Below are 23,189 nucleotides of genomic sequence, written 5' to 3'. Positions count from 1 at the left end.
GCTCGCACTGGAGGAATGAGCGTAGAGCGCGCTACTGACAGATGGACGGGCATTTCTGCGAGACGGTCAGGCGCTACACCCACCCATTCAGTGACACCGGAGGCCCGTCCGTGAGGTAGCTGTGGAGTGCGCTGGCGGTTGTCTCGACGAACTCGTCGGGAAGGGCGTCGGCGTCGATCCAGCGGACCTGGGAGTGCTTGCGGGGTTCGCGGTTCTCGGGTTCGCCGGTCCATTCGTGGGCGGCGAAGACGACCGTGAGGAAGCCGTTGGGGGCTTCAACGCCCCAGGCACCGTGGATGATGTGGGCGACCTTGAGGGACTCGGGCTTCACGGTGAGGCCTGTCTCCTCGTAGAGCTCGCGGACCGCGGTCTCCGTGATGGGCTCGCCCGGCTCGCTCTTGCCGACGGGGAGGTCCCACATGCCCTGGGCGAACTTGGCGTTCTCGCTGCGCTGGAGCAGGACGACGCGGTTGGTGGCCTTGTCGTGGACGATGACAGCCGCGACCAGCAGGGTCATGGATTCGAGCGCTGGCTTGAGGGCTTGGGAGCGGTCGTCGGTCTGCTGGGCCACGGTGTTCCCTTCGTCGGGCGGGTTGTTGGGCATGTTAGGCGAGGGCCTCGCGAGCGCGGCGGGCGAGATCGGCGGCACCGGGAACGCGGCGGCGCTGGTAGACCGCGAGCGTGGAGCGGATTGAGGTGATTGCCTTACGGGTCCGGTCGGAGGTCATGCCCTCCATGAGGACCAGGGCCTGGGTCCAGGCGGCGACAGCCTCGTCGGCGCGGGCCTGGGCGGCGAGGCTGTCGCCGAGGTCGGCGTGGGTGAGGGAGTGGACCCGCTTGTACTTCTCGGGGTCCCAGCGGGTGAGGGCGTCGCGGTGCTGCTGTTCGGTGCCGATGTGGTCGGCGAGATCGGTCAGGGTGCGGGCGGTGTGGCTGGCCACGGTGCCGGCGGCGGGGCCGCTTACGCGGGAGTAGCTGGGTTGGGGGCCGTCGTCCCGGAGGAGGGCGTCCTCGGCGGCGAGGAGGGCACGGGCGGCCGAGGGGCTCTCGCCGGTGGCGGCGTAGGCGCGGGCGTGGGTGATGTGGAGGAGGGCTTCGGTCTGGCCGTCTACGTGGCCGAGGCCGCGGGTGAGGGCGCCTTCGACGAGGTCAACGCAGTGGTGGGGTTGCTTGAGGCTGAGGGCCTGGTGGGCAAGGGCGCGCATCATCCAGGCGGCGTGGCCGTGGGGGTCGGCTTCGCAGGCGAGCTGATAGCCGACCTGGTAGTAACGCTGGGCTGCGCCTTCGTGGCCGAGGTCGTGGTGTTTCCAGCCTGCGAGGTAGGCGAGTTCGGCGACGGCACCGAAGGCGGCCTGGCGTAACGGCTCCGAAGGGAAGCGTCCGCGGAGCATCGGGGCAGCAGTGTCTGCGAGGTACGCGGTGACGGTGGTCAGGCCGTGGCCACCGCCGAGGCGTTCGTCGGCTGCGCTGAAGGCCGCAGTGATCTGGCGTACAACGTCGATGTCCTCAGCCCCGACGAGGGAGCGGCCCGTGCGGGCGCGGAGCATTCGGGAGGTGGCTTCGTGGTCGTGGAGGAGCGGCATGGCGACGCCGGCCGTGGTGAAGGCGGCGATGGTGAGGAAACGGCGGCGTTCGACGTCGGCACGGCCGAGGTCGGTGACGGTCACGACCGGGTCGCCGTTCGAGGTGGCTTCGGTGTCGCCGGGGTGGAGGCCGATCTCGGTCGGGGTGACGATGCGGCCGAGGCGGCGGGAGAGGGCTTCGGCGAGGTACTGGCCGGCCTGGCCTGAGGGCGCACGGGTGCCGTTGGCCCAGTGGGAGATCGCGGACTTGTTGGTCTGGAGCAGTTCGCCGTTCTCGGCGGCGATGCGGCGGACGTCCTTGGCGAGGGCTTCGTACGTGCATCCAGCTGCGTGGATCGTCTCGCGCAGGCGGGAGTTGAGGTCGGTCGGCGCTGGCACGTTCCTCCGTCCCGGAGCTGTAAACCGCGTATACCGCTTGGGCTCGGTCACACGGTACCCACTCTGCGTAGCGGGCGGTTCACTTATCGACAGCCGCCCCACTCTCGGGCCGGGCGGCCCCCAAGTTCCGTACGCCCCTACCGGGCTCGGGCATTCCTATGCCCGAGCCCGGACGATCAGAGACGGAGACACGGTGACCACCATCGACACCGCGACCATCACGGTCGAGCTGCCCGACGCCTTCGACCCGCGCTGGAGCCGCCTGCCCGGCATCCAGGTCGACGGCCGGCACATCACGATTGACCCGGCCGAGTACTTCTTCCGCTTCGAATCGAACAGCTGGCTCGTCGCCGACTGGGAGCTGGTCAAGTCCCAGCTCCTGGACGTGGAGGAGACGACCGAGAGCGCGGTCGAGCAGCTCGCGCTCGACTTCATCAAGAACCACAGCGAGTCCACGTCGGATGCCGCCCGCGTGCTGGCGACGGCGTACGGGGTCTACTCGTACCTCTTCCGCGAGGAGCACCTGGCCGGCCTCGGCCTGCCGCAGATCACCGCCGATCACCTGCGCATGCTGCGCGAGGCCGCCACGCTGATGGCGCTCAACAAGGTCGAGCTGGACGGGCACATCTCCAACGTCGGCCCGTGCTGGTTCTTCCCCGCCGCCACCTCCGTCGTCTTCGACCTGGACGACGAGACGGGCGGAATGCTGGACGAGGTCTACCACGGCGGCTGGTTCAACGAGCACCGCCGGATCGAGTCCATCAAGGCCCACGCCGCCCTCGGTGGCCGGCTCGTGCACGGCTGCCAGTCCGTGCCGGACCAGTCCGGCGGCGTGGTCGCGCCCTACGGTGCCTCGATGGCCAACTTCCGTGACGACCTCGCCGCGTTCAAGGCGGGCTGGATCGAGCAGGTCTACGCCCACCGCGTAACCGCGGCCGAGTAGCCCCCCACCCCCGTACGGCTCCGGGGCGGGCTGACACGCTCGCCCGTCCCGGAGCCCACCAGCCCCTGGAGACACCCACATGGATCAGAGCCTGACCGCCGCCCTGCTGAACGACCTGTGCGCCCTCATCCGCAAGCCCCTCCCCGAACGCACGGAGATCCGCGTCTGGGGCATGTCCGGCGTCGAGCGCGTCACCTTCCCCGACGGCACCACGGCCGTCTTCAAGTACGCCAAAGAGCCCTTCGACCGCGAAGCCCAGGCCCTGCGGATCGCCCACCAGCGCAGGCTGCCGGTCCCCGAGCTCCACTCCACCGCCATGCAGGACAAGTGGCTCGGGATGCTCATGGACGACCTCGGCACCCCGGTACGGGACGCCGACGACCTCGACGGCGTCGCCGCCGCCGTGATGCTCCACGCCGCCCGCCCGGCCAGCGGTCTGCCCTTCCTCGACGGCACGGGCCTCGCGGCCCTGCCCGGGCGGGCCCTCGACCACCTCCAGCGGCTGCGGAAGGCCGACCGGTGGACGGACTGCGACGACATCGAGACCGTGCTGGGGAAGATCTCCGCAGCATCCGAGGCCCGCGCCCAGGGGGCGACGCTCGACCCCTTCGGCTGGGTGCACTCCGAGTTCCACCCCACGAGCGTCCACATCGGGGAGGAGGGCTGGCACCTCCTCGACTTCGCCCGCGCCTTCACCGGCCCCGGCCTGATCGACCTCGCCTCGTACCACGGCACCACCGAGGCGCCCAGCCCTGTCCGGCTGAGGGTGTTCCTGGAGCAGTACGTCGCCGCCGGAGGGCACGAGGACGCCCTCGCCGCCCGGGGCGGCCTGACCGCCGAGGCATGGGCCCTGGGTTGGCACCGCATGTGGGCCGTCGAGTGGTTCATGGAGCAGGCGATCCGCTGGATCAACGACCCGACCAGGGACTTCGCGTACATCCCCGTCGTCCGCCGCCACCTGAACGACGTGGTCCAACTCCTGGAGGTCTAGGTGCTCGCCCAGGTCTCCCCCTGGTACGCCCACGCCGCCCAGCGTCTCGTCACCGCACCGGCCCACGCGCTCGTTCCTCCGGCACGGATGGAGTGGAGTACCCACCCCGGTCTGGGCCCCGGCGCGGAGATCCTCGGCCGGGACCTGCGCGGCAAGCGCCTCCTGGAGCTCGGGTGCGGTCCGGGCCACAACGTGGCTCACCTTGCCCGACACCACCAGGCCCGCGTCACCGGAGTCGACCTGGTGGGCCTCCAGGTACGGCGAGCGCGGTCGCACTACGGTCACATCGAGGGCGCCGCCTTCTCCACCGGCCATGCGGTGCACCAGCTCCAGGCCACCGGCCAGACCTTCGACGCGGTCTACTCGGTCTTCGGCGCCGTCGGCCTGGTCGCTCCGGAGCTTCTGCTCGCCGCGATCTCCCACCGCCTGGTGCCCGGCGGCGTACTGGCCTTCTCCGTCCCCCACCCGGCACGGGCAGGAAGACATCCTTCGGCGGACGACCGTCCCCGCAAGGACTACGTCACCATGCCTGACCGCACCCGGCTGCCCATCGCCCGCTGGGAGTTCGACGCCCACCGCTGGGCCGCTCATCTCTCCCGGACCGGCCTGCGGATCACCTCGGCCATCGAGCTGCGGCACCCGCGTCTCGACCCGTGGCCCACCACTCTCCTGATCACCGCCCGGAAACGCTGACCGACGGAGGCAACGATGCCCTTGCCCTACCTCCTGCTCGACATCGACGGCGTCCTCATACCGTTCCCGGCGTCCGACGGCAGCACCCCACCCACCCACGTCCGCCACACCGTCCTGCCCGCAGGACGCGACCCCGACAACCCGGTACCGATCTGGCTCAACCCCGCCCACGGCCCGTTGCTCGCTGGCTTCCTTGCCCGCACTCTCGTCGCCCCCGTGTGGTGCACGAGCTGGCGCAAGGACGCCACCACCATCGTCGGGCCGCTCCTCGGGCTGCCGGAGTTCCCGTACCTCGATCTCCCCCGCCCCGAGATCACCACCAGCCACCCCAACGGCTACCTCTGGAAGCGCGACCACGTCGAACCGTGGCTCGGCGGGTCGGCGGTCGCCTGGGTTGACGACGACTTCACCGACCTCGATCACGCCTGGGCGGCGGAGCGGACCGCCAAGGGAACGCCGACTCTCCTCGTTCAGCCCGACTCACACCACGGGCTGCAACCCGGGCATCTGACCGAGCTCACGACGTGGGTCTCGCAGTTACCTGCAGCCCGCGCCGCCTGACGACTGATGTCCTCGCTGCCACGAGCAGCGAGGACATCAGAGTGCTGCTCGAGCGTGAGCTGTCTGCGGCCTATGGCAGGCATCGGCGCCCCTGATGTCGGAGTCGGCTGGAACACTGCGGTCGTGATCAACGAGATGACCCCAGACCTTCCTGATGCTCCCGGCGGCTGCCTGCCACACAGAGCACAGGCAGAGCTCGCAGGCACCGCCTGGGAGAAGCTGCCGCACGTCTGTCCGGGCCTGCACGGTGTGCCTGACACACCGGACGTCCTCGGTGCTGTGCTCGCCGCCGACCCGGCCCACCGAGTACGGGCGGTGGGCGATCTGTATCGGCTGCTCCTCAATCAGGAACAGGTCTTTCCAGCGACCGCTCCGGCGGCCTTGGTCCTCGCCTGTCTTCTCGACGATCCGCGCACCCTCGCCGAAGACCGGTGGGAGCGCAGGGCCGGTGTGCGGTCGCTTCGCGCCGAACTGCTGAACTGGCTGGCTTCGTTCGCCGACATCGCCCGCCTGGACGTCGAGGACGGCGTCGGCCCGGCGCGAGATCTGGCCGCCGCCCGTGCGGCACGGCCAATGCTCCACGACCGCATCGCGGACTTCTGCGACGACGACGATCCACTCGTGAGGGAGGCCGCGCTCGCGGCCACCGCCCTGCTCCGGGCCGACCCCGCCCTCGCCTCGTCCGTACCCCGGTACGCGCCCGCCGTTCGCGAGGTCCTGGCCGTGAGCGCGGACTCGTACTACCGATGGATCGCCCGGGAACGGCTGGCTGCCTGGGGGGAGGATGTCACCGGTCTCGTCACTGCGGAGAAGGAGCGCCGCGCGGCCCTGGACCGGGCAGGCGAGCTGGCGGAGGACCCGTTCGGCGGCCAGGAGCAGGAGCAGGCGATCCGCTGGCTGGAAGAGCAACCCGAGGACACCGCAGCTCCGGAACAGCTCGGCCGCCGACGTGAGGACCGGGCCGCGCCCATACCGGCCGCCCCGCACGAGCCGGCACCCGAGCCGCCCGTGGCCGCCCTGTGGAACGAGGCTGGATACCGCGGCCCGTGGCGGATCGCCCGGAAGGAGGAGCGCGCCGAGTGGACGTTCACGCCGTACGTAGGAGTCGGCCCCCTGCACTTCGGGATGACCGTGAAAGAGATCACCCACGTCCTCGGCGAAGAACCGGCCGTATCATCCTATTCCCACCACGGCGAAGCCCAGAAGCTCAACTATGCCGACTTCGCTGAGAGCGGGATCAGGGCCCTCTTCCACGACGGCCGCCTGGGGTGCGTCGCCGCAGACGCCCTCACGGGCCCCCAGGTGAGATTGGACGCAGCCCGCTGACCGGCTGCGTACCTTCCCACGTGGAGGACTGGCTCGTCCACCGCACAACAGGGCCCGGCAGCCTGGCGTACAGCGTCGCCGGCGATCCGGTCTTCGCCGACCTCGGCCTGGCGATCCGCTCCCAGCGGGCCGGCGACGTCGTCCTGACCCGCCCCCTCTTCCTGCTCCACGGCTGGCTCGACCTATGGCACTCCCTGCCCAGCGAAGAGTGGAACTGCTCCTGAACCGTGGTTCGCCGGCCGGCCCCACCCGAGTGCGAGGGTGACCGGAGCACACACATGTCCACTGGAGCGGATGGGGACTCAGCGCGAGCAGCATTGTGGCTGGCAAGCAGTCGGCCGAAGAACCGACCGGACGCCCCCGCCACAACGCGAGGAGGGGACGTCGGGCTCCGCCCCGGCGGGCTCTTCGGCCTCCAGCTCCGGCACGTCGACCTGCTGCAGGCGACCGTCTCGGTCGAGCAGCAGATCCGGCAGACCACCGAGCACGGCGTGTACGTCTGCCCGCCCAAGACCGCCCGCTCGCACCGCACGGTTCCGCTCCCCCGCGTGGCGGTGGATGCGATGAAGGCCCACCTGCGGGACTTCCCCGCCGATGGGCCCGAGAGCTGGATCTTCACGGCGCCGCAGGGCGGACCCGTGGTCTACACGCACTTCATGGACGGGGCCTGGCGGCCCGCCTGCGCGAAGGCCGGCATACCGAAGGGCACCGGACCCCACGCCCCTTCGGCACCACTACGCCAGCCTGCTGATCAAGCACGGCGAGTCCGTGAAGACGGTCTCCGAGCGCCTCGGCCACACCAACGCGGCCATGACGCTGAACATCTACACCCACTTGTGGCCCGACTCCGAGGAGCGGACCCGAGCGGCAGTCGACAAGGCGTACGCGGACCGGTCCGCAGATGCCCAGCCGCAGGTCGACGAAGCGGCGTAGCCGCTACCCCCGCGAGCTGACCGAGGTCAGCACGCTGCGGACTCTGTGCGGACCGCAAAGGCCGCCCAACCCGCTCCGTCGCAGGTCAGACGGCCTTTCACCGGACGTATTAGACGTTGAAGCGGAACTCGACCACGTCGCCGTCCTGCATGACGTAGTCCTTGCCCTCCATGCGGGCCTTGCCCTTGGCGCGGGCCTCGGCGACCGAGCCGCACTCGACCAGGTCCGCGAAGGAGATGACTTCGGCCTTGATGAAGCCGCGCTGGAAGTCGGTGTGGATCACGCCGGCCGCCTCGGGGGCGGTCGCGCCCTGCTTGATGGTCCAGGCGCGGGTTTCCTTCGGGCCGGCCGTCAGGTAGGTCTGCAGGCCCAGCGTGGCGAAGCCGACGCGGCCGAGGGTGGCGAGGCCGGGCTCGTCCTGGCCGACCGACTGGAGGAGCTCCAGGGCCTCCTCGTCGTCCAGCTCGGAGAGGTCCTGCTCCAGCTTGGCGTTGAGGAAGATCGCCTCGGCCGGGGCGACCAGGGCCGACTGCTCCGCCTTGAAGGCGTCGTCCGTCAGCTCGTCCTCGTCGACGTTGAAGACGTAGAGGAAGGGCTTCGTGGTGAGCAGGTGGAGCTCGTGCAGGAGGTCGCCCTGCTCCGTGCCCTTCGTGATGCCCTTCGAGAAGAGGGTGTCGCCGGCTTCGAGGATCTTCTTGGCCTCGACGACGGCCGCGAGGACCGCGACCTTGTCCTTCTGGAGGCGGGACTCCTTCGTCAGGCGCGGCTCGGCCTTCTCGATGGACTGGAGGTCGGCGAGGATCAGCTCGGTGTTGATCGTCTCGATGTCGTCCTTGGGCGAGACCTTGCCGTCGACGTGGACGACGTTCTCGTCCTTGAAGGCGCGGATGACCTGGCAGATGGCGTCCGACTCGCGGATGTTCGCGAGGAACTTGTTGCCCAGGCCCTCACCCTCCGAGGCGCCGCGCACGATGCCCGCGATGTCGACGAAGTCGACCGTCGCCGGGAGGACCTTCGCCGAGCCGAAGATGCCCGCGAGGACGGCGAGGCGCGGGTCCGGGACGCCGACGACGCCGACGTTCGGCTCGATGGTGGCGAACGGGTAGTTGGCCGCCAGCACGTCGTTCTTGGTCAGGGCGTTGAACAGGGTCGACTTGCCGACATTCGGCAGGCCGACGATTCCGATCGTGAGCGACACGTTGGCGACTTCCCGTAGCTGGAGGGGGCGGCGGCCCGGGAGTGGGCCACCGAACAGTTTACTTTCCGATGAGTGGCGGTCGATGTACGCGTGTCCGGGCCCGGATCCAGGCGCCCTCCCGCCTAATTTGGTGGGGTGGAGCAATACAGGACGCGACCGGCCCCTCACCCGCAGCGACCCCCGGCCCAGCGCCGGGGCCCGCGGCCCACGGGCGTGCCCGCCCAGGGCGGTGGCGCCCCCCGGCCCGCGCCCGTACGCCGTGTGCGCATGCCCCGCCCCCGGCTGACCGGCCTGGGCGGCGGGCTCTTCGCGTGCACCTCCATGGCGCTCGTCGCCGGGATCTGCTGGCTGCTGTTCGGCTCCTCGCTGTTCGTCTACGGGCTGCTCTTCCCGCCCGTGGCGGCCGCCACCGCGCTCTGGGTACGGCCCGCCGACCTGATCACCGCACCGATCGGCGTCCCCATCGCCTTCGCCGCCGGAGTGTGGCCCATCTCGGGCGGCTCCGGCGGCTTCGGCGGGCAGCTGATGGGGCTGGTCTCCGCGCTGTCCCTGCACGCCGGCTGGCTGTACGCGGGGACGCTCGTGGCCGCCCTCATCGCGGTGGTGCGCAAAGCGGTGCTCATCGGCCGGCGCCGGCTCCCCCGTCGCGTCGCCTGAGGAGGCCGTCGCCCGAGTACGCGGGGCACCTTCCTGGCCTTTCGCCTGCCTGCCGCTTCCTCCGCCTTCCGGCCGCTCCGCCTTCCGGCCTCGTCGCCCGCCTGCCGCTTCGCCCGCCTACCTCTTCGCCGCCATCGCCGCTCCGACGATGCCCGCGTTGTTCTGCAGCGCCGCCGGGACGATCTCGGCCCGCACGCCCTCGATCAGCGGCAGGAACTTCTCCGGCTTGCGGCTGACGCCGCCGCCGATGATGAAGAGGTCCGGGGAGAACAGCATCTCCACATGCTGCATGTACCTGCGCAGCCGGTGCGCCCAGCGTTCCCAGGTGAGGTTCCCGTCCTCCTTGGCCTTCACCGAGGCCCGCGTCTCCGCGTCGTGCCCCTTCAGCTCCAGGTGGCCCAGCTCCGTGTTCGGGACCAGCCGTCCGTTCGTGAAGAGCGCGCTCCCGATGCCCGTACCCAGGGTGAGCAGGATGACCGTCCCGCCGCGCCCGCGCCCGGCCCCGTACGTCATCTCCGCGACGCCCGCCGCGTCCGCGTCGTTCAGGACGGTGACCGGCTGCTGCCCGCCGAGCTCGCGCGAGAGCAGCGTCGCCGTGTCGACGCCGATCCAGGCCTTGTCCATGTTGGCCGCCGTGCGGGTGACCCCGCCCGTGACCACGCCGGGGAAGGTCACCCCGACCGGGCCGTCCCAGCCGAAGTGGCGCACCACCTCGACGACACGGCCGGCCACCCCGTCGGGGGTGGCCGGCTGCGGTGTCAGTACTTTGTGGCGCTCCTGTGCCAGGTCGCCGCGCTCCAGGTCCACGGGAGCGCCCTTGATCCCGGATCCGCCGATGTCCACGCCGAAGATCTGCATGGACATACCGTACGAAAGGAGTTACTTGTCGGCGACCAGTTCCGCGGCCTCGGCGCGCAGGTCGCGGCGGAGTTCCTTGGGCAGGGAGAAGGTGATGTGCTCCTCGGCCGTCTTGACGATCTCCACGTCGGCGTAGCCGCGCGCGGCCAGCCACTCCAGGACCTCCTCGACCAGGACCTCCGGCACCGAGGCGCCCGAGGTGAGGCCGACGGTGGTGACGCCCTCCAGCCAGGCCTCGTCGATCTCGCTGGCGAAGTCGACGAGGTACGCGGCCTTGGCGCCGGCGTCCTTGGCGACCTCGACCAGCCGGATCGAGTTCGAGGAGTTCTTCGAGCCGACGACGATGACCAGGTCGGAGTCGGCGCCCATCACCTTGACGGCGGCCTGCCGGTTCGAGGTGGCGTAGCAGATGTCGTCGCTCGGCGGCGAGACGAGCAGCGGGAACTTGGTCTTCAGCGCGTCGACGGTCTCCATGGTCTCGTCGACCGACAGCGTGGTCTGCGAGAGCCAGACGACCTTCGACTCGTCGCGGACGGTGACCTTCTCCACGTCGTGCGGGCCATCGACGATGGTGATGTGGTCCGGGGCCTCGCCGGAGGTGCCGATGACCTCCTCGTGGCCCTCGTGGCCGATGAGGAGGATGTCGAAGTCCTCGTTGGCGTACCGGATGGCTTCCTTGTGCACCTTGGTGACCAGCGGGCACGTGGCGTCGATCGTCGCGAGCTTGCCGCGGGCCGCCTCCTCGTGGACGACCGGGGCGACGCCGTGGGCGGAGAACATCACGATGTTGCCCTCGGGCACCTCCTCCGTCCGCTCGACGAAGATGGCGCCCTTCCGCTCCAGGGTCTGGACGACGTACTTGTTGTGCACGATCTCGTGCCGGACGTACACCGGCGCCCCGTACTGCTCAAGGGCTTTCTCGACGGCGATCACGGCTCGGTCCACGCCCGCGCAGTAGCCGCGGGGCGCGGCGAGCAGGACACGGCGGGAAGCGGGAGCAGGGGCGGGAGCAGTCATGTGCTCCATCGTACGGGGGTCTCCAGCAGGCCGAACGTCGCCCGTACGGCACAGACTGGCCGGGAGGTCCCGTAAGAACGTCCCGAGAAGTCCCCGCGAAGTCGCCGAGCAGTCCCCGAGAAGTTCCCGAGAACGTCCCACCCGTCACCCGGAGGACTGATGGTGTCCGCGACGGATTCCGGCCGGGCCCCGGTGCCCGCGGCGCTGCGGCGGAGTCTCGGCTTCCGGGACCTGGTCGTCTACGGGCTGCTGTTCATCGCCCCGATGGCGCCGGTCGGGGTCTTCGGCGCGCTCGACGCCGCGTCGCACGGTGCCGTCGCGCTCGTCTACCTCGTCGCGACGGTCGCGATGGCCTTCACGGCGTTCTCCTACGCGCAGATGGTGCGGGTCGCCCCGCAGGCCGGCTCGGTCTTCACCTACGCCCGCAAGGGTTTGGGCGAGGGGCCGGGGCTGATCGCGGGGTGGATGGCGATGCTGGACTACCTGCTGATCCCGGCGGTCGCCTACCTCTTCTCGGGGATCGCGATGAACGCGCTGGTCCCGGAGGTCTCCCGGTGGGTGTGGACGGCCCTGGCCGTGGTGGTGACCACCGGGCTGAACCTGTGGGGCGTACGGGTGGCAGCGCGGGTGGGGTTCGCCGTGCTGGTCATGGAGGTGCTGGTCCTGCTGGTGTTCGTGGTGGCGGCGATGGTGGTCCTGGTCCAGGACGGCCCCCGGCGCGGCTGGCTGTCACCGCTGACCGGAGACGGCGCGCTCGGCTTCAGTACGACCGCGGTGCTGGGCGCGGTGTCGGTGGCGGTCCTGTCCTACCTCGGCTTCGACGCCGTCGCCTCCTTCGCCGAGGAGGTGACGGGCGGATCGGAGCGGGTGGCACGGGCGCTGCTGTGCTGTCTGGCGCTGGCCGGGACGCTGTTCGTCGCGCAGAGCTACCTGGCGGCGCTGCTGATGCCGGTGTCCTCGGCGGAGCTGGCGGCGGATCCGGTGGGGCAGGGCCCTGCCTTCTACACGGCGGCGGAGGCCTCGGTCGGCTTCTGGCTGCACGACCTGGTGGCGGTGAGCAAGGCGGTCGGGGCGGCGTTCGCCGCGCTGGCGGGGCAGGCGGCGGCCGGCCGGCTGCTGTTCGCGATGGCCCGGGAGCGGCGGCTGCCGCGGGCGCTGGCGCGGACCTCGGACGGCACCCCGCGGGCGGCCCTGCTGCTGGCGGCGACGGTCACGCTGGTCGCCGCCGTGTGGGCGGCGCGGCGCGACGACGGGCTCGACCACCTGGTCTCCGTCGTGGACGTCGGGGCGCTGGTGGCCTTCACCCTGCTGCACGCCTCGGTGGTGGGCTGGTTCGTGGTCCGGCGGCGGGAGGGCCGGCCGAACTGGTGGAAGCACCTGGTGGTACCGGTGCTCGGGGCGGTGGTGACGGTGGCGGTGATCGTCGAGGCGTCCCGCGCGGCGCAGGCGGTGGGCGCGGCATGGCTGGCGGCGGGTTTGGCGGTGCTCTGCGCCCAGCAGGGCCGACGGACCGGCGACCCGGCCGGGTCCGAGGGGTAGGCCGGGGCCGCGGGGGGGGTGTCTCTATGTCCTTCGTCAAGGACGTGGTGCCGGGTATGGGGATGTTTGGGGTGGTCATGCGGCGAGGGTGATGGTGGGGGTTCGGGATTCGTAGAAGGTGCCGTCTCGGAGCATGGCGAACAGGACGCTGATGCGTTGGCGGGCGAGTCGCAGGAGTGCCTGAGTGTGGGTTTTGCCGCGGGCTCGTTGCCGGTCGTAGTAGATGCGGGAGGCCGGGTCGGCGTTCATGCAGGCGAAGGCGGAGAGGAACATCGCGCGTTTGAGCTGCCGGTTTCCGCCTCGTGGCGCGTGTTCGCCGTGGATCGAGGTCCCCGACGATTTCGTGGTGGGGGCGAGGCCGGCGTAGGAGGCGAGGTGGCCGGCGGTGGGAAAGCCGGTGCCGTCGCCGACGGTGACCAGCAGGACGGCCGCGGTCCTGACCCCGACTCCCGGCATCGAGGTCAGGACCGGGCGAAGAGGGTGGGCCTGCAAAAGGGTGCTGATCTGGGCTTCCAGTGCCCGGCGCTGGTCGTGGACCGCGGCGAGCGAGGCGGCCAGTGACGGGATCACGATGTCGAGGGTGCCTGTGCCGGGAACGATGACGGTCTGCTCGTCGAGGGCGTCGAAGACGTCGTCGATCAGCCGGGCCGCCATGCGCGGGGCCTTGGGTCGGATCAGCTCGACGAGCCTGCGTCGGCCGGCCTTGCGCAGTGCAGCCGGGGATCCGTAGCGCTCGAGGAGCCAGGTGACGGCCGGGTGGTCCAGCCGGGGCCCCAGCACACGCTCCAGCGACGGGTGGAACTGGGTCAGCAGGCCGCGTATCCGGTTGCTGGTGCGGGTCGCCTCGGCCGCGAGGTCCTGGTCGAAGCCGGTCAGCACCGTGAGCTCGGCAGTGATCTCGTCGGTCAGCTCCAGCGAACGCAGTGTGTGGGGCATCATCCGGGCCGCGTCCGCGATCACCGCTGCGTCCTTCGCGTCGGTTTTCGCCTCTCCCGGGTAGAGGTCGGCGATCCGCCGCATCGCGAGTCCGGGCAGGTAGGCGACCTCGCAGCCCGCGTCGCGGGCGACGGTCAGGGGCAGGGCGCCGATCGAGGCGGGTTGGTCCACGATCACCAGGACGGTGCCGAACTTGGCCTTGAGCTTGTCGAACACGGCCCGCAGCTTCGGCTCGCTGTTGGGCATCGGCTTGTCGAAGACCTTCTTCCCGGCCGGAGTCAGCCCGTGGCCGTGGTGAGCGGTCTTGCCGACGTCCATCCCGAGGAAGACGCCTATACCTTCGGTGTCTAACATCGCACCCTTCCACAGGTCTTGACCGTGCCGGCCTCGGCGGTGGCACCGTGCTCGCGCATCCACGTTATGCAGACCTGCCGCCCGCGAACTGTCCGGCATTGCACCGGACCGGGCGGTGGCCGGGTCTCTCATCAGCGTCTCCGACGGCACCTGCGGACCCGGCGACACCACCCCCCAGGTCATCCGTTCGACAGAGGGGACACAGTCATACCGGGCCCGGAGGCCAGCGGCCCCATTGCAGGACCGCGAAAAACATAACGGGGGGCACGCCAGGGCGGGCCCCGGGGGCACGCCAAGGCCGGCGGGAGCGCGGAGTGCAGCGGGGGCAGGCCAGGGCCGCGAGGGCAGGCCGGAGCCGCGGGGGGGCACGCCGGGGCCGCGGAGGCGCCAAGGCAAGCGGGAGCGCGAGGTGCAGGGGCGCCCGAGGCCAGGGCCACGAGGGCAGGCCAGGGCCCCGGGGGCACGCCGGCGCCGCGGAGGCGCCAAGGCAAGCGGGAGCGCGAGGTGCAGGGGCGCCCGAGGCCAGGGCCACGAGGGCAGGCCAGGGCCGCGGAGGCACGCCAGGGCCGGGGGGCACGCCAGGGCCCCGGGGGCACGCCAGGGCCCCGGGGGCACGCCAGGGCCCCGGGGGCACGCCAGGGCCCCGGGGGCACGCCAGGGCCCCGGGGGCACGCCAGGGCCCTGGGGGCACGCCAGGGCGGCGAGGGCAGGCCAGGCCGCAGGGGCAGGCCGGGGCACCGGGGCAGGCCGGGGTCCGGGAGGCGCCTGGGCATGCGGGAGCCCGGGGCTTGGGGGGCGGGAGGGGTGCGGGTTGGGGTGCGACACTGCGTGGGAGCCTGACGGGGTGTCGGTGGGGCCGGATAGCCTGCGCACATGGGTCTGAATACGTCGGCCGAGGCGCCGTTGCCGGTGGGCCAGGTGTCCCGGCTCATCGGGGGCTGGATCGAGCGGCTCGGCCAGGTGTGGGTGGAGGGTCAGATCACGCAGCTCTCGCGGCGGCCGGGGGCGGGGGTGGTCTTCCTGACGCTGCGCGACCCGTCGCACGACATCTCGGTGAGCGTGACCTGCTTCCGCCAGGTCTACGACGAGGTCGCGGACGTCGTCTCCGAGGGCGCGCGGGTCGTCCTGCTGGCCAAGCCCGAGTGGTACGCCCCGCGCGGGCAGCTGTCCCTGAGGGCGACGGAGATACGGCCGGTCGGCATCGGCGAGCTGCTGGCCCGGCTGGAGCGGCTCAAGCGGTCCCTGGCGGCCGAGGGGCTCTTCGCCCTGGAGCGCAAGAAGCCGCTGCCCTTCCTGCCGCAGCTGGTCGGGGTGGTGGTCGGGCGGGCGTCGGCGGCCGAGCGCGACGTCCTGGAGAACGCCCGGCGCCGCTGGCCGGCGGTCCGCTTCGAGGTGCGCAACGTCGCCGTGCAGGGCGTGCACGCCGTGCCGCAGGTGGTCCGGGCGGTCAAGGAGCTCGACGCCATGGACGAGGTCGACGTGATCATCGTGGCGCGCGGCGGCGGCAGCGTCGAGGACCTGCTGCCCTTCTCCGACGAGGAGGTCGTACGGGCCGTCGCCGCGGCCCGCACCCCGGTGGTGTCGGCGATCGGCCACGAGCCGGACTCGCCGCTGCTGGACCTCGTCGCGGACCTGCGGGCGTCCACGCCCACGGACGCGGCGAAGAAGGTGGTCCCGGACGTCGGTGAGGAGCTGGAGCGGGTACGCCAGCTGCAGGGCCGGGGACTGCGCGCGGTGAGCTCCTTGCTCGACCGGGAGGAGCGGGGGCTCGCGCACGCCCTGGCCCGGCCGGTCTTCGTCCATCCGCAGCGCATGGTGGAGCTGCGGGAGGACGAGGTGGAGGCGCTGCTGGCGCGCAGCAGGCGCACGCTGGGGCACCTGCTGGACCGGGCCGACTCGGAACTCGCCCACACGCTGGCCCGGGTGGTGGCGCTGTCACCGGCGGCGACGCTGGAGCGCGGGTACGCCGTACTGCAGCGGGCCGACGGCCACGTGGTGCGCTCGCCGCGGGAGGTGGCGGCGGGTGAGGTGCTGCGCGCGCGGGTGGCGGAGGGCACGTTCTCCGTCGAGGTCTCTCCGACCGACGCGCCGGAGGTGCCGTACCCCGCAGAGGCGGCGGACGCGGCCGGGACTTCGCAGTAGCGCCATACGGCCGCAATCACGTGGTCGCACAACACACACAGGATGGACGAGGCAATGGCAGAGGCGGATACGGCGCTGGGGTACGAGCAGGCCCGCGACGAGCTCATCGAGGTGGTCCGCAAGCTGGAGGCCGGGGGGACCTCACTGGAGGAGTCCCTCGCGCTCTGGGAGCGCGGCGAGGAGCTGGCGAAGGTGTGCCGGCACTGGCTGGAGGGGGCCCGGGCCCGGCTGGACTCGGCGCTGGCGGCGCGCGAGGCCGCCGAGGGGGAGTGATCCCGGGCGTTCCCGGGCGTTCCGGCGCGTTCCCGGGTGATCCCAGGTGATCCCGGGTGATCCCGGTCACGACCGCGCCGGTTTAGTTGAAAATTCATCTACCTCGGTCGTAGAGTCATGGACATCGCTTCACCTCTGTTCGGAAGAAGGCTTTCCTGATGTCTCTCGTACTTGACTCCGCCGCGCAGGACCTGCTGTTCCGCGAGGCCCGCACCGCCAACTCGTTCTCCGACGAGCCGGTGACCGAGGAGCAGGTCCAGGCGATCTACGACCTGGTGAAGTTCGGCCCGACCGCCTTCAACCAGACCCCCCTGCGCATCACCCTGGTCCGCTCCCCCGAGGCCCGTGAGCGCCTCGTGAAGCACATGGCCCCGGGCAACGACGCCAAGACCGCGACCGCCCCGCTGGTCGCGATCCTCTCGGCGGACAACGAGTTCCACGAGGAGCTCCCGCAGCTGCTGCCGCACTTCCCGCAGGCCAAGGACGCGTTCTTCTCCGAGCGCCCGGTCCGCGAGCAGTCCGCGCTGCTGAACTCCGCGCTGCAGGCCGCGTACTTCATCATCGGCATCCGCGCCGCCGGTCTGGCCGCGGGCCCGATGACCGGCGCCGACTTCGGCGGCATCCAGAAGGAGTTCCTGGACGCCGACCACACGCCGATCATGGTCATCAACATCGGCAAGCCGGCCGCCGAGGGTGCCTGGTTCGACCGCTCCCCGCGCCTGGCCTTCGACGAGGTCATCACCACCGTCTGAGCGCCGCCGCAGGTACGCCAGGTACGCCAGAAGGGCCGTGGCCCCCGGATCACCGGGGCCGCGGCCCTTCTGGCGTAGGCGGCCCGCCGGGTGCCCGTGGGCCGTACCGGCGGATCCTGGGCGGCGACGGGCGTGGGACGGCCCCGGCCGGCGGGATTGCTGCCACCCTCGTGGTCCATGGACGTCAGCACCTTCTACGCCCTGTTCTCCGCCACCTGCTTCACCCTGGTCGGCCTGTGGTGGAACGTCGTCCAGAGCCACCACGACTGGATGCGCGAACCGGCCCTGCGGCGCGTCGTGGGCGGGATCTACCTGTCGTTCCTGCTGCCCGCCCTGATGGGCCTCTTCGCCCAGATCGGCGGCACCCAGCAGCCGAAGGTCTGGCGGGCGGCCTTCATCGTCCTCTCGGCGGTCGGCTGCGTCTGCACGCTGCGGCTGCTGGCCCGGGCGCGCGGCGACCGCTTCCTGATCTGGCAGCAGGCCGCGGCCGGGCTCCTCTACGCCCTGATCGCGGTGGTCGGCGCCTTCCCGGAGCTCGCCGAGCCCCTGGGGCTGCGGCCCATCCAGGCCGAGGCGCTGATGCTGATCGGCCTGATCGTGCTGGGACACGCCCTGGTCTGGCGGTTCATGGCCGGCGAGGGCCGGGCCGCCGAGGACACCCCCTAGCGGCCCTGCTTGAACTCCAGTGCCGCCGCGAGCCTGCCGAGCTGCTCGAAGGAGGCCGTGCCGGTCACCACCGTGACGTAGCCCTGCTCCTTCCGCACGAGGGCGTCGTACTTCTCGCCCTCCCAGCGCTCCCAGGACGTCTCGCCGACCTGCTGCGTCCGGCCGGAGGCCGTGGCGCTCCGGGTGACCCGCTCCAGGTACTTGACGGAGGTGTCGGTGGACTGCTCCACCGCCGCGTACTGCTGCTCCGGGTCGAGGAAGCCCAGGTGCCAGGCGTCGTCCTTCTTGCGCTCGTACGTCACCGAGGTCGCCCGCCACTGCTCCGGGAGGCCCACGGGGGCGGCCACCGGGTACGGGGCCGCGCGCCGGGCCGTGATGGTCTCCACCCGGTAGTCGACCGTACGGGTGGGATCGGCCTTGTCGTCATGCGGGACGAAGAGGTAGATCCCGGCGACGACGACACCGATCACCGCCAGCGACCGGACCATGTCCCAGATCGTCTGCTTGCCTTTCATACCTGCCACGGCACCATCGTCCCGTATCACCGGGGGGCGATCACCGCCGGGGTCGCGCGGGCGCGCCGGGCGGCGCACCCTTGAGTCGCCCGCCCCACGCCCCGCCGGGCTCCCCGCCCGGTCGGGGCACGCCACGCAAGGCGTCCGCTCAGGACAATCGAATGACCGATATTCCGCTCATACGTGACCCGCCCTGCTCAATATGTCGACGTACCGATAGAGTTCCAGCACCCTCACTTCCCGGCCGTCGCCGTACAGAAAGGTGCGCTCCGATGACCGAGCACAACCTGCCGCCCCAGCTCGAAGTCTCCCCGGAGGCCCCCGACCGCAACCTCGCGCTCGAACTCGTACGGGTCACCGAGGCGGCCGCCATGGCCGCCGGCCGGTGGGTCGGCCGAGGCGACAAGATCGGCGCGGACGGCGCCGCGGTCAACGCGATGAGGACCCTGATCTCCACCGTCTCGATGAACGGCGTCGTCGTCATCGGCGAGGGCGAGAAGGACGAAGCCCCGATGCTCTTCAACGGGGAGCAGGTCGGCGACGGCACCGGTGCCGAGGTCGACATCGCCGTCGACCCGATCGACGGCACCACCCTGAACGCCAAGGGCATGCCGAACGCCATCGCCGTCCTGGCGGCCGCCGACCGCGGCACGATGTTCGACCCGTCCGCCGTGTTCTACATGGACAAGCTGGTCACCGGCCCGGAGGCCGCCGACTTCGTCGACATCAACGCCCCGGTCTCGGTCAACATCCGCCGGGTCGCCAAGGCCAAGGGCATGCACGCCGAGGACGTCACGGTCGTCATCCTGGACCGCCCCCGCCACGAGGGCATCGTCCGGGAGATCCGCGAGACCGGCGCGCGCATCAAGTTCATCTCCGACGGCGACGTCGCCGGCTCCATCATGGCCGCCCGCGAGGGCACCGGCGTGGACCTGCTCCTGGGCATCGGCGGCACCCCCGAGGGCATCATCTCGGCCTGCGCCATCAAGTGCCTGGGCGGCGTGATCCAGGGCAAGCTGTGGCCCAAGGACGACGCCGAGCGCCAGAAGGCCATCGACGCCGGCCACGACCTGGACCGCGTGCTCACCACCACCGACCTGGTCTCGGGCGACAACGTCTTCTTCGTCGCCACCGGCATCACCGACGGCGAGCTGCTGCGCGGCGTCCACTACCGCTCCCAGACCGCGACGACGTCCTCGCTGGTCATGCGCTCCAAGTCCGGCACCATCCGGAAGATCGACTCCACGCACCGCCTGTCGAAGCTGCGCGCCTACAGCGCGATCGACTTCGACCGCGCCCAGTAGGAGGCGGGGGCACCACACGAGAGGGGCGGTCACCCTGTGCGGGGGTGGCCGCCCCTCTCGCGTGTCCGCGTACGAGGTGTGGGGGACGCACGGGGCGCCCGCGCGGTACGTACGTACATCCGCACGTACATCAGCACGTACGACATCCGCACGCGCCCGGGACGCGGACCACGGCCGGCGGCGGCAACGGCGCCGACGCCCCGGCCGGCCCGCCCGGCACCAGCGCCGACGGCGGTGGCGGGGGCGGGGGCGGGGGCGGGCTCAGCCCGCCGCGGCTATCGACCCCGCCCCGGGGGCCTGCCGCAGCTCGGCGGACCTGCGCCGCATCCGCGCCAGCACCACCCGGCGCTCGGCCGCGGTGAGCCCGCCCCAGACCCCGTACGGCTCGGGCTGGAGCAGCGCGTGCTCACGGCAGGCGACCATCACCGGGCAGCGGGCACAGACGCGCTTGGCGGCCTCCTCGCGGGAGAGCCGGGCGGCCGTCGGCTCCTTGGACGGCGCGAAGAACAGCCCCGCCTCGTCCCGGCGGCACACCGCCTCCGCGTGCCATGGGCCGTCCTCCGCCGCCCTGGCCGGCACCCGCGGCTCCGGCACGGCCGACGGGCGCGCCCCAGGACCCTGAAAGCTCTTCACGGCGGCTACCTGCAGGGACTGATGCGGCGGATGCGGCACGGTCTACTCCTGACGACGTATACGTGAGCGAGAGACGACGCACCTGTCCCTACCCGCTGTACGCCCCCCTATGCACTGTGTGCCACGGGGCGCCCGGGGTTCGTCCGAAACGAGACCCTCCGCATCCGGATCCGGATACGGCCACCACCGCCCGGACCGGCCGCCGGGCCGGCCCTCGCATCAGCCGTCGAGGTTTTTGCGCAGCTTGCGCGCCAGGTCGACCAGGCGGGCACCCATCTTGGGCCGCGCCTCGATGTTGCCGAGGAGGGAGAAGCCCCGGACGATCACCACCGGCGCCTGCGGGTCGGTCTCCCCGCGGCTCTCCCCGCGCACGTCGAAGTTGCCGAGGACCCCGCTGCCGTAGCCGCGCAGGGTGACGTTCTCCGGGACCAGGATCTCCACGTTTCCGAGGACGGAGGTCACGTTGATCTCGGTGACCTGCTGCTCGAAGACCGCCTGGGTGAGGTCGATGGTGATGTCGCCCATGACCGAGACCGCGCGGGTGTGCGCGCCCGGCCGCCAGCGGCCCTTGCGGCTGGAGCTGCTGCACACGGCGACGATGCTCTCGGCGGCCGGACCGGCCACGGCTCCGGCGTACGAGGGTGCGGACACCGACGGTGACGCGGCATGGGCACCACCGGGCGCGGGCAGATCCCGTACGAGTACTTCCAGCTCGCCGACCGTCTTGACGGCGTACAGCGTGTCGAGGCGCTCGGAGTGCTCCTCGGCGGTCAGCCTGCCCTCGGCGAGGGCATCGCCGAGGATCTGGGCGATCCGGTCCCGGTCGGCGTCGGAGGCGCGCAGCCCGACAGGGGCGGGGGCCGGAGCGGGCGCGGGGGCGGCGGGGTGCTTTTCCAGGTCCACGACGCCAGCATAGCGAGACACGATAGATCGCGATACTACCGAGCGACCCCGACCGGACCCGGACCCGACCCCGAGCGGACCCGGACCGACCCCGACCGGACCCCGACCCGACCCCGAGCGGTCTCCGACCGCTCCCCCGCAGGCCCCGAGTGAGCCTTACCTCACAAACACACGCCGGGCGGGAGGTTCTACGCTGGTGGACTGCGCTGCCAATTTGGTCGTCAGTGCTGTCTGCCGAGTGAGGAATGGCCCCAATGCCGGAGTTCGCGTACACCGACCTGCTGCCCCTGGGCGAGGACACCACCCCCTACCGGCTGGTGACCGCCGAGGGCGTGTCCACCTTCGAGGCGGACGGCCGTACGTTCCTCAAGGTCGAGCCGGAGGCGCTGCGCAAGCTCGCCGAAGAGGCCATCCACGACATCCAGCACTTCCTGCGCCCCGCGCACCTCGCGCAGCTGCGCCGCATCATCGACGACCCCGAGGCCTCCTCGAACGACAAGTTCGTCGCCCTGGACCTCCTGAAGAACGCCAACATCGCGGCGGCCGGCGTGCTGCCGATGTGCCAGGACACGGGCACGGCGATCGTCATGGGCAAGCGCGGCCAGAACGTCCTCACCGAGGGCGGCGACGAGGCGGCCCTCTCGCGCGGCATCTACGACGCCTACACCCGCCTGAACCTGCGCTACTCGCAGATGGCGCCCCTCACCATGTGGGAGGAGAAGAACACCGGCTCGAACCTGCCCGCGCAGATCGAGCTGTACGCGACCGACGGCGGCGCGTACAAGTTCCTCTTCATGGCCAAGGGCGGCGGCTCCGCCAACAAGTCCTTCCTCTACCAGGAGACCAAGGCGGTCCTCAACGAGGCCTCCATGATGAAGTTCCTGGAGGAGAAGATCCGCTCGCTCGGCACCGCGGCCTGCCCGCCGTACCACCTGGCGATCGTGGTCGGCGGCACCTCCGCCGAGCACGCGCTGAAGACCGCGAAGTACGCCTCCGCGCACTACCTGGACGAGCTGCCGCGCGAGGGTTCCCCGCTGGGCCACGGCTTCCGCGACGAGGCCCTGGAGCAGCAGGTCTTCGAGCTCACCCAGAAGATCGGCATCGGCGCGCAGTTCGGCGGCAAGTACTTCTGCCACGACGTCCGCGTCGTGCGCCTGCCCCGCCACGGCGCCTCGCTGCCCGTCGCGATCGCCGTCTCCTGCTCGGCGGACCGCCAGGCCACCGCGAAGATCACCGCCGAGGGCGTCTTCCTGGAGCAGCTGGAGCGCGACCCGGCCCGCTTCCTGCCCGACACCACGGACGAGCACCTCTCCGAGGCCTCGGACGTCGTCTCCATCGACCTGAACCAGCCGATGGACGACATCCTCGCGACCCTGACCAAGCACCCGGTCAAGACCCGCCTGTCGCTGACCGGCCCGCTGGTCGTGGCGCGCGACATCGCGCACGCCAAGATCAAGGAGCTGCTGGACTCGGGCGCCGACATGCCGCAGTACCTGAAGGACCACCCGGTCTACTACGCCGGCCCCGCGAAGACCCCCGAGGGCTACGCCTCGGGCTCCTTCGGCCCGACCACGGCCGGCCGTATGGACTCCTACGTCGAGCAGTTCCAGGCGGCGGGCGGCTCCAAGGTCATGCTGGCCAAGGGCAACCGCTCCCAGCAGGTGACGGACGCGTGCGCCGCGCACGGCGGCTTCTACCTGGGCTCGATCGGCGGCCCCGCGGCGCGCCTGGCCCAGGACTGCATCAAGAAGGTCGAGGTCCTGGAGTACGAGGAGCTCGGCATGGAGGCCGTCTGGAAGATCGAGGTCGAGGACTTCCCGGCCTTCATCGTGGTCGACGACAAGGGCAACGACTTCTTCCAGAACCCGGCTCCCGAGCCGACGTTCACGCACATCCCGGTGCGCGGTCCCGGCCTGTAGTACGCGCTGGTCGTGAGGGGCCCTCTGCCGATCGGCAGAGGGCCCCTCGGCTGTTTCCGCCGATCGGCAGATGGAGTCGCAGGGCGTGGGCGGCGAGGCTTTTCCCGTAACCGGC

The 23,189-nt window shown here is 71.3% G+C and carries 24 protein-coding genes; 15 read left to right on the top strand and 9 right to left on the bottom strand.

Annotated features, from left to right (window positions below; all coding sequences use genetic code 11):
* Nucleotides 1-73: 73 nt before the first annotated feature.
* Both NRK68_RS21875 and NRK68_RS21870 read right to left on the bottom strand, forming a co-directional pair.
* Complete coding sequence (locus NRK68_RS21875) at nt 74-604, bottom strand: NUDIX domain-containing protein (protein ID WP_257856495.1); 531 nt, start codon at nt 602-604, stop codon at nt 74-76.
* A gap of 1 nt (nt 605) precedes the next feature.
* The gene (locus NRK68_RS21870; RefSeq protein ID WP_257856494.1) at nt 606-1,961 is read right to left on the bottom strand and encodes an NsdA family TPR-like regulatory protein; all 1,356 of its coding nucleotides are present in this window, start codon (nt 1,959-1,961) and stop codon (nt 606-608) included.
* Between the two features lie 193 nt (nt 1,962-2,154).
* Here NRK68_RS21870 and NRK68_RS21865 point away from each other — a divergent pair, with 193 nt between their 5' ends.
* The 7 genes from NRK68_RS21865 (at nt 2,155) to NRK68_RS21835 (ending at nt 7,408) form a co-directional block, all read left to right on the top strand.
* Nucleotides 2,155-2,904 carry a hypothetical protein gene (locus NRK68_RS21865; protein WP_257856493.1) on the top strand — a complete coding sequence of 250 codons (750 nt, stop codon included), beginning with the start codon at nt 2,155-2,157 and terminating at the stop codon, nt 2,902-2,904.
* A 79-nt stretch (nt 2,905-2,983) separates the two neighbouring features.
* Entirely contained in the window at nt 2,984-3,895 is a 912-nt protein-coding gene (locus NRK68_RS21860) for a phosphotransferase family protein (protein WP_257856492.1), read from the top strand.
* Nucleotides 3,896-4,588: a class I SAM-dependent methyltransferase gene (locus tag NRK68_RS21855; RefSeq protein ID WP_257856491.1), complete on the top strand. Its 693-nt coding sequence runs from the start codon at nt 3,896-3,898 to the stop codon at nt 4,586-4,588.
* A 15-nt stretch (nt 4,589-4,603) separates the two neighbouring features.
* Nucleotides 4,604-5,149: an HAD domain-containing protein gene (locus tag NRK68_RS21850; protein ID WP_257856490.1), complete on the top strand. Its 546-nt coding sequence runs from the start codon at nt 4,604-4,606 to the stop codon at nt 5,147-5,149.
* A 249-nt stretch (nt 5,150-5,398) separates the two neighbouring features.
* Nucleotides 5,399-6,475, top strand: coding sequence for a hypothetical protein (locus tag NRK68_RS21845; protein ID WP_257856489.1), 1,077 nt, complete (start codon nt 5,399-5,401; stop codon nt 6,473-6,475).
* A 20-nt stretch (nt 6,476-6,495) separates the two neighbouring features.
* Nucleotides 6,496-6,699 carry a hypothetical protein gene (locus tag NRK68_RS21840; protein ID WP_257856488.1) on the top strand — a complete coding sequence of 68 codons (204 nt, stop codon included), beginning with the start codon at nt 6,496-6,498 and terminating at the stop codon, nt 6,697-6,699.
* A 544-nt stretch (nt 6,700-7,243) separates the two neighbouring features.
* On the top strand, nt 7,244-7,408 hold the full coding sequence (locus NRK68_RS21835) for a hypothetical protein (protein WP_257856487.1): 165 nt from the start codon (nt 7,244-7,246) through the stop codon (nt 7,406-7,408).
* Between the two features lie 109 nt (nt 7,409-7,517).
* On the opposite strand, the gene ychF is transcribed toward NRK68_RS21835, so the two are convergent.
* Nucleotides 7,518-8,606, bottom strand: a complete 1,089-nt coding sequence (gene ychF, locus NRK68_RS21830) for a redox-regulated ATPase YchF (RefSeq protein WP_183069752.1) — start codon at nt 8,604-8,606, stop codon at nt 7,518-7,520.
* A gap of 267 nt (nt 8,607-8,873) precedes the next feature.
* On the opposite strand from ychF, the gene NRK68_RS21825 reads away from it, so the two are divergent.
* A complete protein-coding gene (locus NRK68_RS21825) occupies nt 8,874-9,263 on the top strand; it encodes a DUF6542 domain-containing protein (protein ID WP_257856486.1) in 390 nt (129 codons plus the stop codon).
* 117 nt (nt 9,264-9,380) lie between these two features.
* On the opposite strand, the gene ppgK is transcribed toward NRK68_RS21825, so the two are convergent.
* Together ppgK and NRK68_RS21815 are read right to left on the bottom strand one after the other, a co-directional pair.
* On the bottom strand, nt 9,381-10,121 hold the full coding sequence (gene ppgK / locus NRK68_RS21820; protein ID WP_183069754.1) for a polyphosphate--glucose phosphotransferase: 741 nt from the start codon (nt 10,119-10,121) through the stop codon (nt 9,381-9,383).
* A 21-nt stretch (nt 10,122-10,142) separates the two neighbouring features.
* Complete coding sequence (locus NRK68_RS21815) at nt 10,143-11,147, bottom strand: 4-hydroxy-3-methylbut-2-enyl diphosphate reductase (RefSeq protein ID WP_373023630.1); 1,005 nt, start codon at nt 11,145-11,147, stop codon at nt 10,143-10,145.
* A 150-nt stretch (nt 11,148-11,297) separates the two neighbouring features.
* Between NRK68_RS21815 and NRK68_RS21810 the strand changes: the two genes are divergently transcribed.
* On the top strand, nt 11,298-12,677 hold the full coding sequence (locus NRK68_RS21810) for an APC family permease (RefSeq protein WP_257856485.1): 1,380 nt from the start codon (nt 11,298-11,300) through the stop codon (nt 12,675-12,677).
* A gap of 75 nt (nt 12,678-12,752) precedes the next feature.
* Here NRK68_RS21810 and NRK68_RS21805 read toward each other — a convergent pair whose 3' ends face one another.
* A complete protein-coding gene (locus NRK68_RS21805; RefSeq protein ID WP_257854401.1) occupies nt 12,753-13,967 on the bottom strand; it encodes an IS110 family RNA-guided transposase in 1,215 nt (404 codons plus the stop codon).
* 873 nt (nt 13,968-14,840) lie between these two features.
* On the opposite strand from NRK68_RS21805, the gene xseA reads away from it, so the two are divergent.
* The 4 genes from xseA to NRK68_RS21785 all read left to right on the top strand — a co-directional run bounded on the left by xseA (nt 14,841) and on the right by NRK68_RS21785 (nt 17,800).
* Complete coding sequence (xseA, locus tag NRK68_RS21800; RefSeq protein WP_257856484.1) at nt 14,841-16,109, top strand: exodeoxyribonuclease VII large subunit; 1,269 nt, start codon at nt 14,841-14,843, stop codon at nt 16,107-16,109.
* 54 nt (nt 16,110-16,163) lie between these two features.
* The gene (locus NRK68_RS21795; RefSeq protein WP_183069758.1) at nt 16,164-16,382 is read left to right on the top strand and encodes an exodeoxyribonuclease VII small subunit; all 219 of its coding nucleotides are present in this window, start codon (nt 16,164-16,166) and stop codon (nt 16,380-16,382) included.
* A gap of 158 nt (nt 16,383-16,540) precedes the next feature.
* On the top strand, nt 16,541-17,134 hold the full coding sequence (locus tag NRK68_RS21790; protein WP_257856483.1) for a malonic semialdehyde reductase: 594 nt from the start codon (nt 16,541-16,543) through the stop codon (nt 17,132-17,134).
* Between the two features lie 177 nt (nt 17,135-17,311).
* On the top strand, nt 17,312-17,800 hold the full coding sequence (locus NRK68_RS21785) for a hypothetical protein (protein WP_257856482.1): 489 nt from the start codon (nt 17,312-17,314) through the stop codon (nt 17,798-17,800).
* Here NRK68_RS21785 and NRK68_RS21780 read toward each other — a convergent pair.
* A complete protein-coding gene (locus tag NRK68_RS21780; protein ID WP_257857901.1) occupies nt 17,797-18,315 on the bottom strand; it encodes a DUF4245 domain-containing protein in 519 nt (172 codons plus the stop codon). The two genes, NRK68_RS21785 and NRK68_RS21780, sit on opposite strands and share 4 nt — an antisense overlap.
* Nucleotides 18,316-18,587: 272 nt before the next feature.
* Here NRK68_RS21780 and glpX point away from each other — a divergent pair, with 272 nt between their 5' ends.
* Nucleotides 18,588-19,619, top strand: coding sequence for a class II fructose-bisphosphatase (gene glpX, locus NRK68_RS21775; protein ID WP_030658724.1), 1,032 nt, complete (start codon nt 18,588-18,590; stop codon nt 19,617-19,619).
* Between the two features lie 261 nt (nt 19,620-19,880).
* Here the strand turns inward: glpX and NRK68_RS21770 are convergent, their stop codons facing one another.
* Together NRK68_RS21770 and NRK68_RS21765 are read right to left on the bottom strand one after the other, a co-directional pair.
* Nucleotides 19,881-20,291: a WhiB family transcriptional regulator gene (locus NRK68_RS21770; protein ID WP_373023629.1), complete on the bottom strand. Its 411-nt coding sequence runs from the start codon at nt 20,289-20,291 to the stop codon at nt 19,881-19,883.
* 180 nt (nt 20,292-20,471) lie between these two features.
* Nucleotides 20,472-21,155 carry a DUF1707 SHOCT-like domain-containing protein gene (locus tag NRK68_RS21765; RefSeq protein WP_183069761.1) on the bottom strand — a complete coding sequence of 228 codons (684 nt, stop codon included), beginning with the start codon at nt 21,153-21,155 and terminating at the stop codon, nt 20,472-20,474.
* Between the two features lie 254 nt (nt 21,156-21,409).
* Between NRK68_RS21765 and NRK68_RS21760 the strand changes: the two genes are divergently transcribed.
* Nucleotides 21,410-23,074: a fumarate hydratase gene (locus tag NRK68_RS21760; protein ID WP_257856480.1), complete on the top strand. Its 1,665-nt coding sequence runs from the start codon at nt 21,410-21,412 to the stop codon at nt 23,072-23,074.
* Nucleotides 23,075-23,189 lie beyond the last annotated feature (115 nt).

Origin of the sequence: Streptomyces yangpuensis (genome assembly GCF_024666385.1) — a bacterium.
GTDB lineage: Bacteria > Actinomycetota > Actinomycetes > Streptomycetales > Streptomycetaceae > Streptomyces > Streptomyces yangpuensis.
Note: the sequence above shows the minus strand (reverse complement) of the source record. Positions and strands in the feature narration are given on the sequence as shown.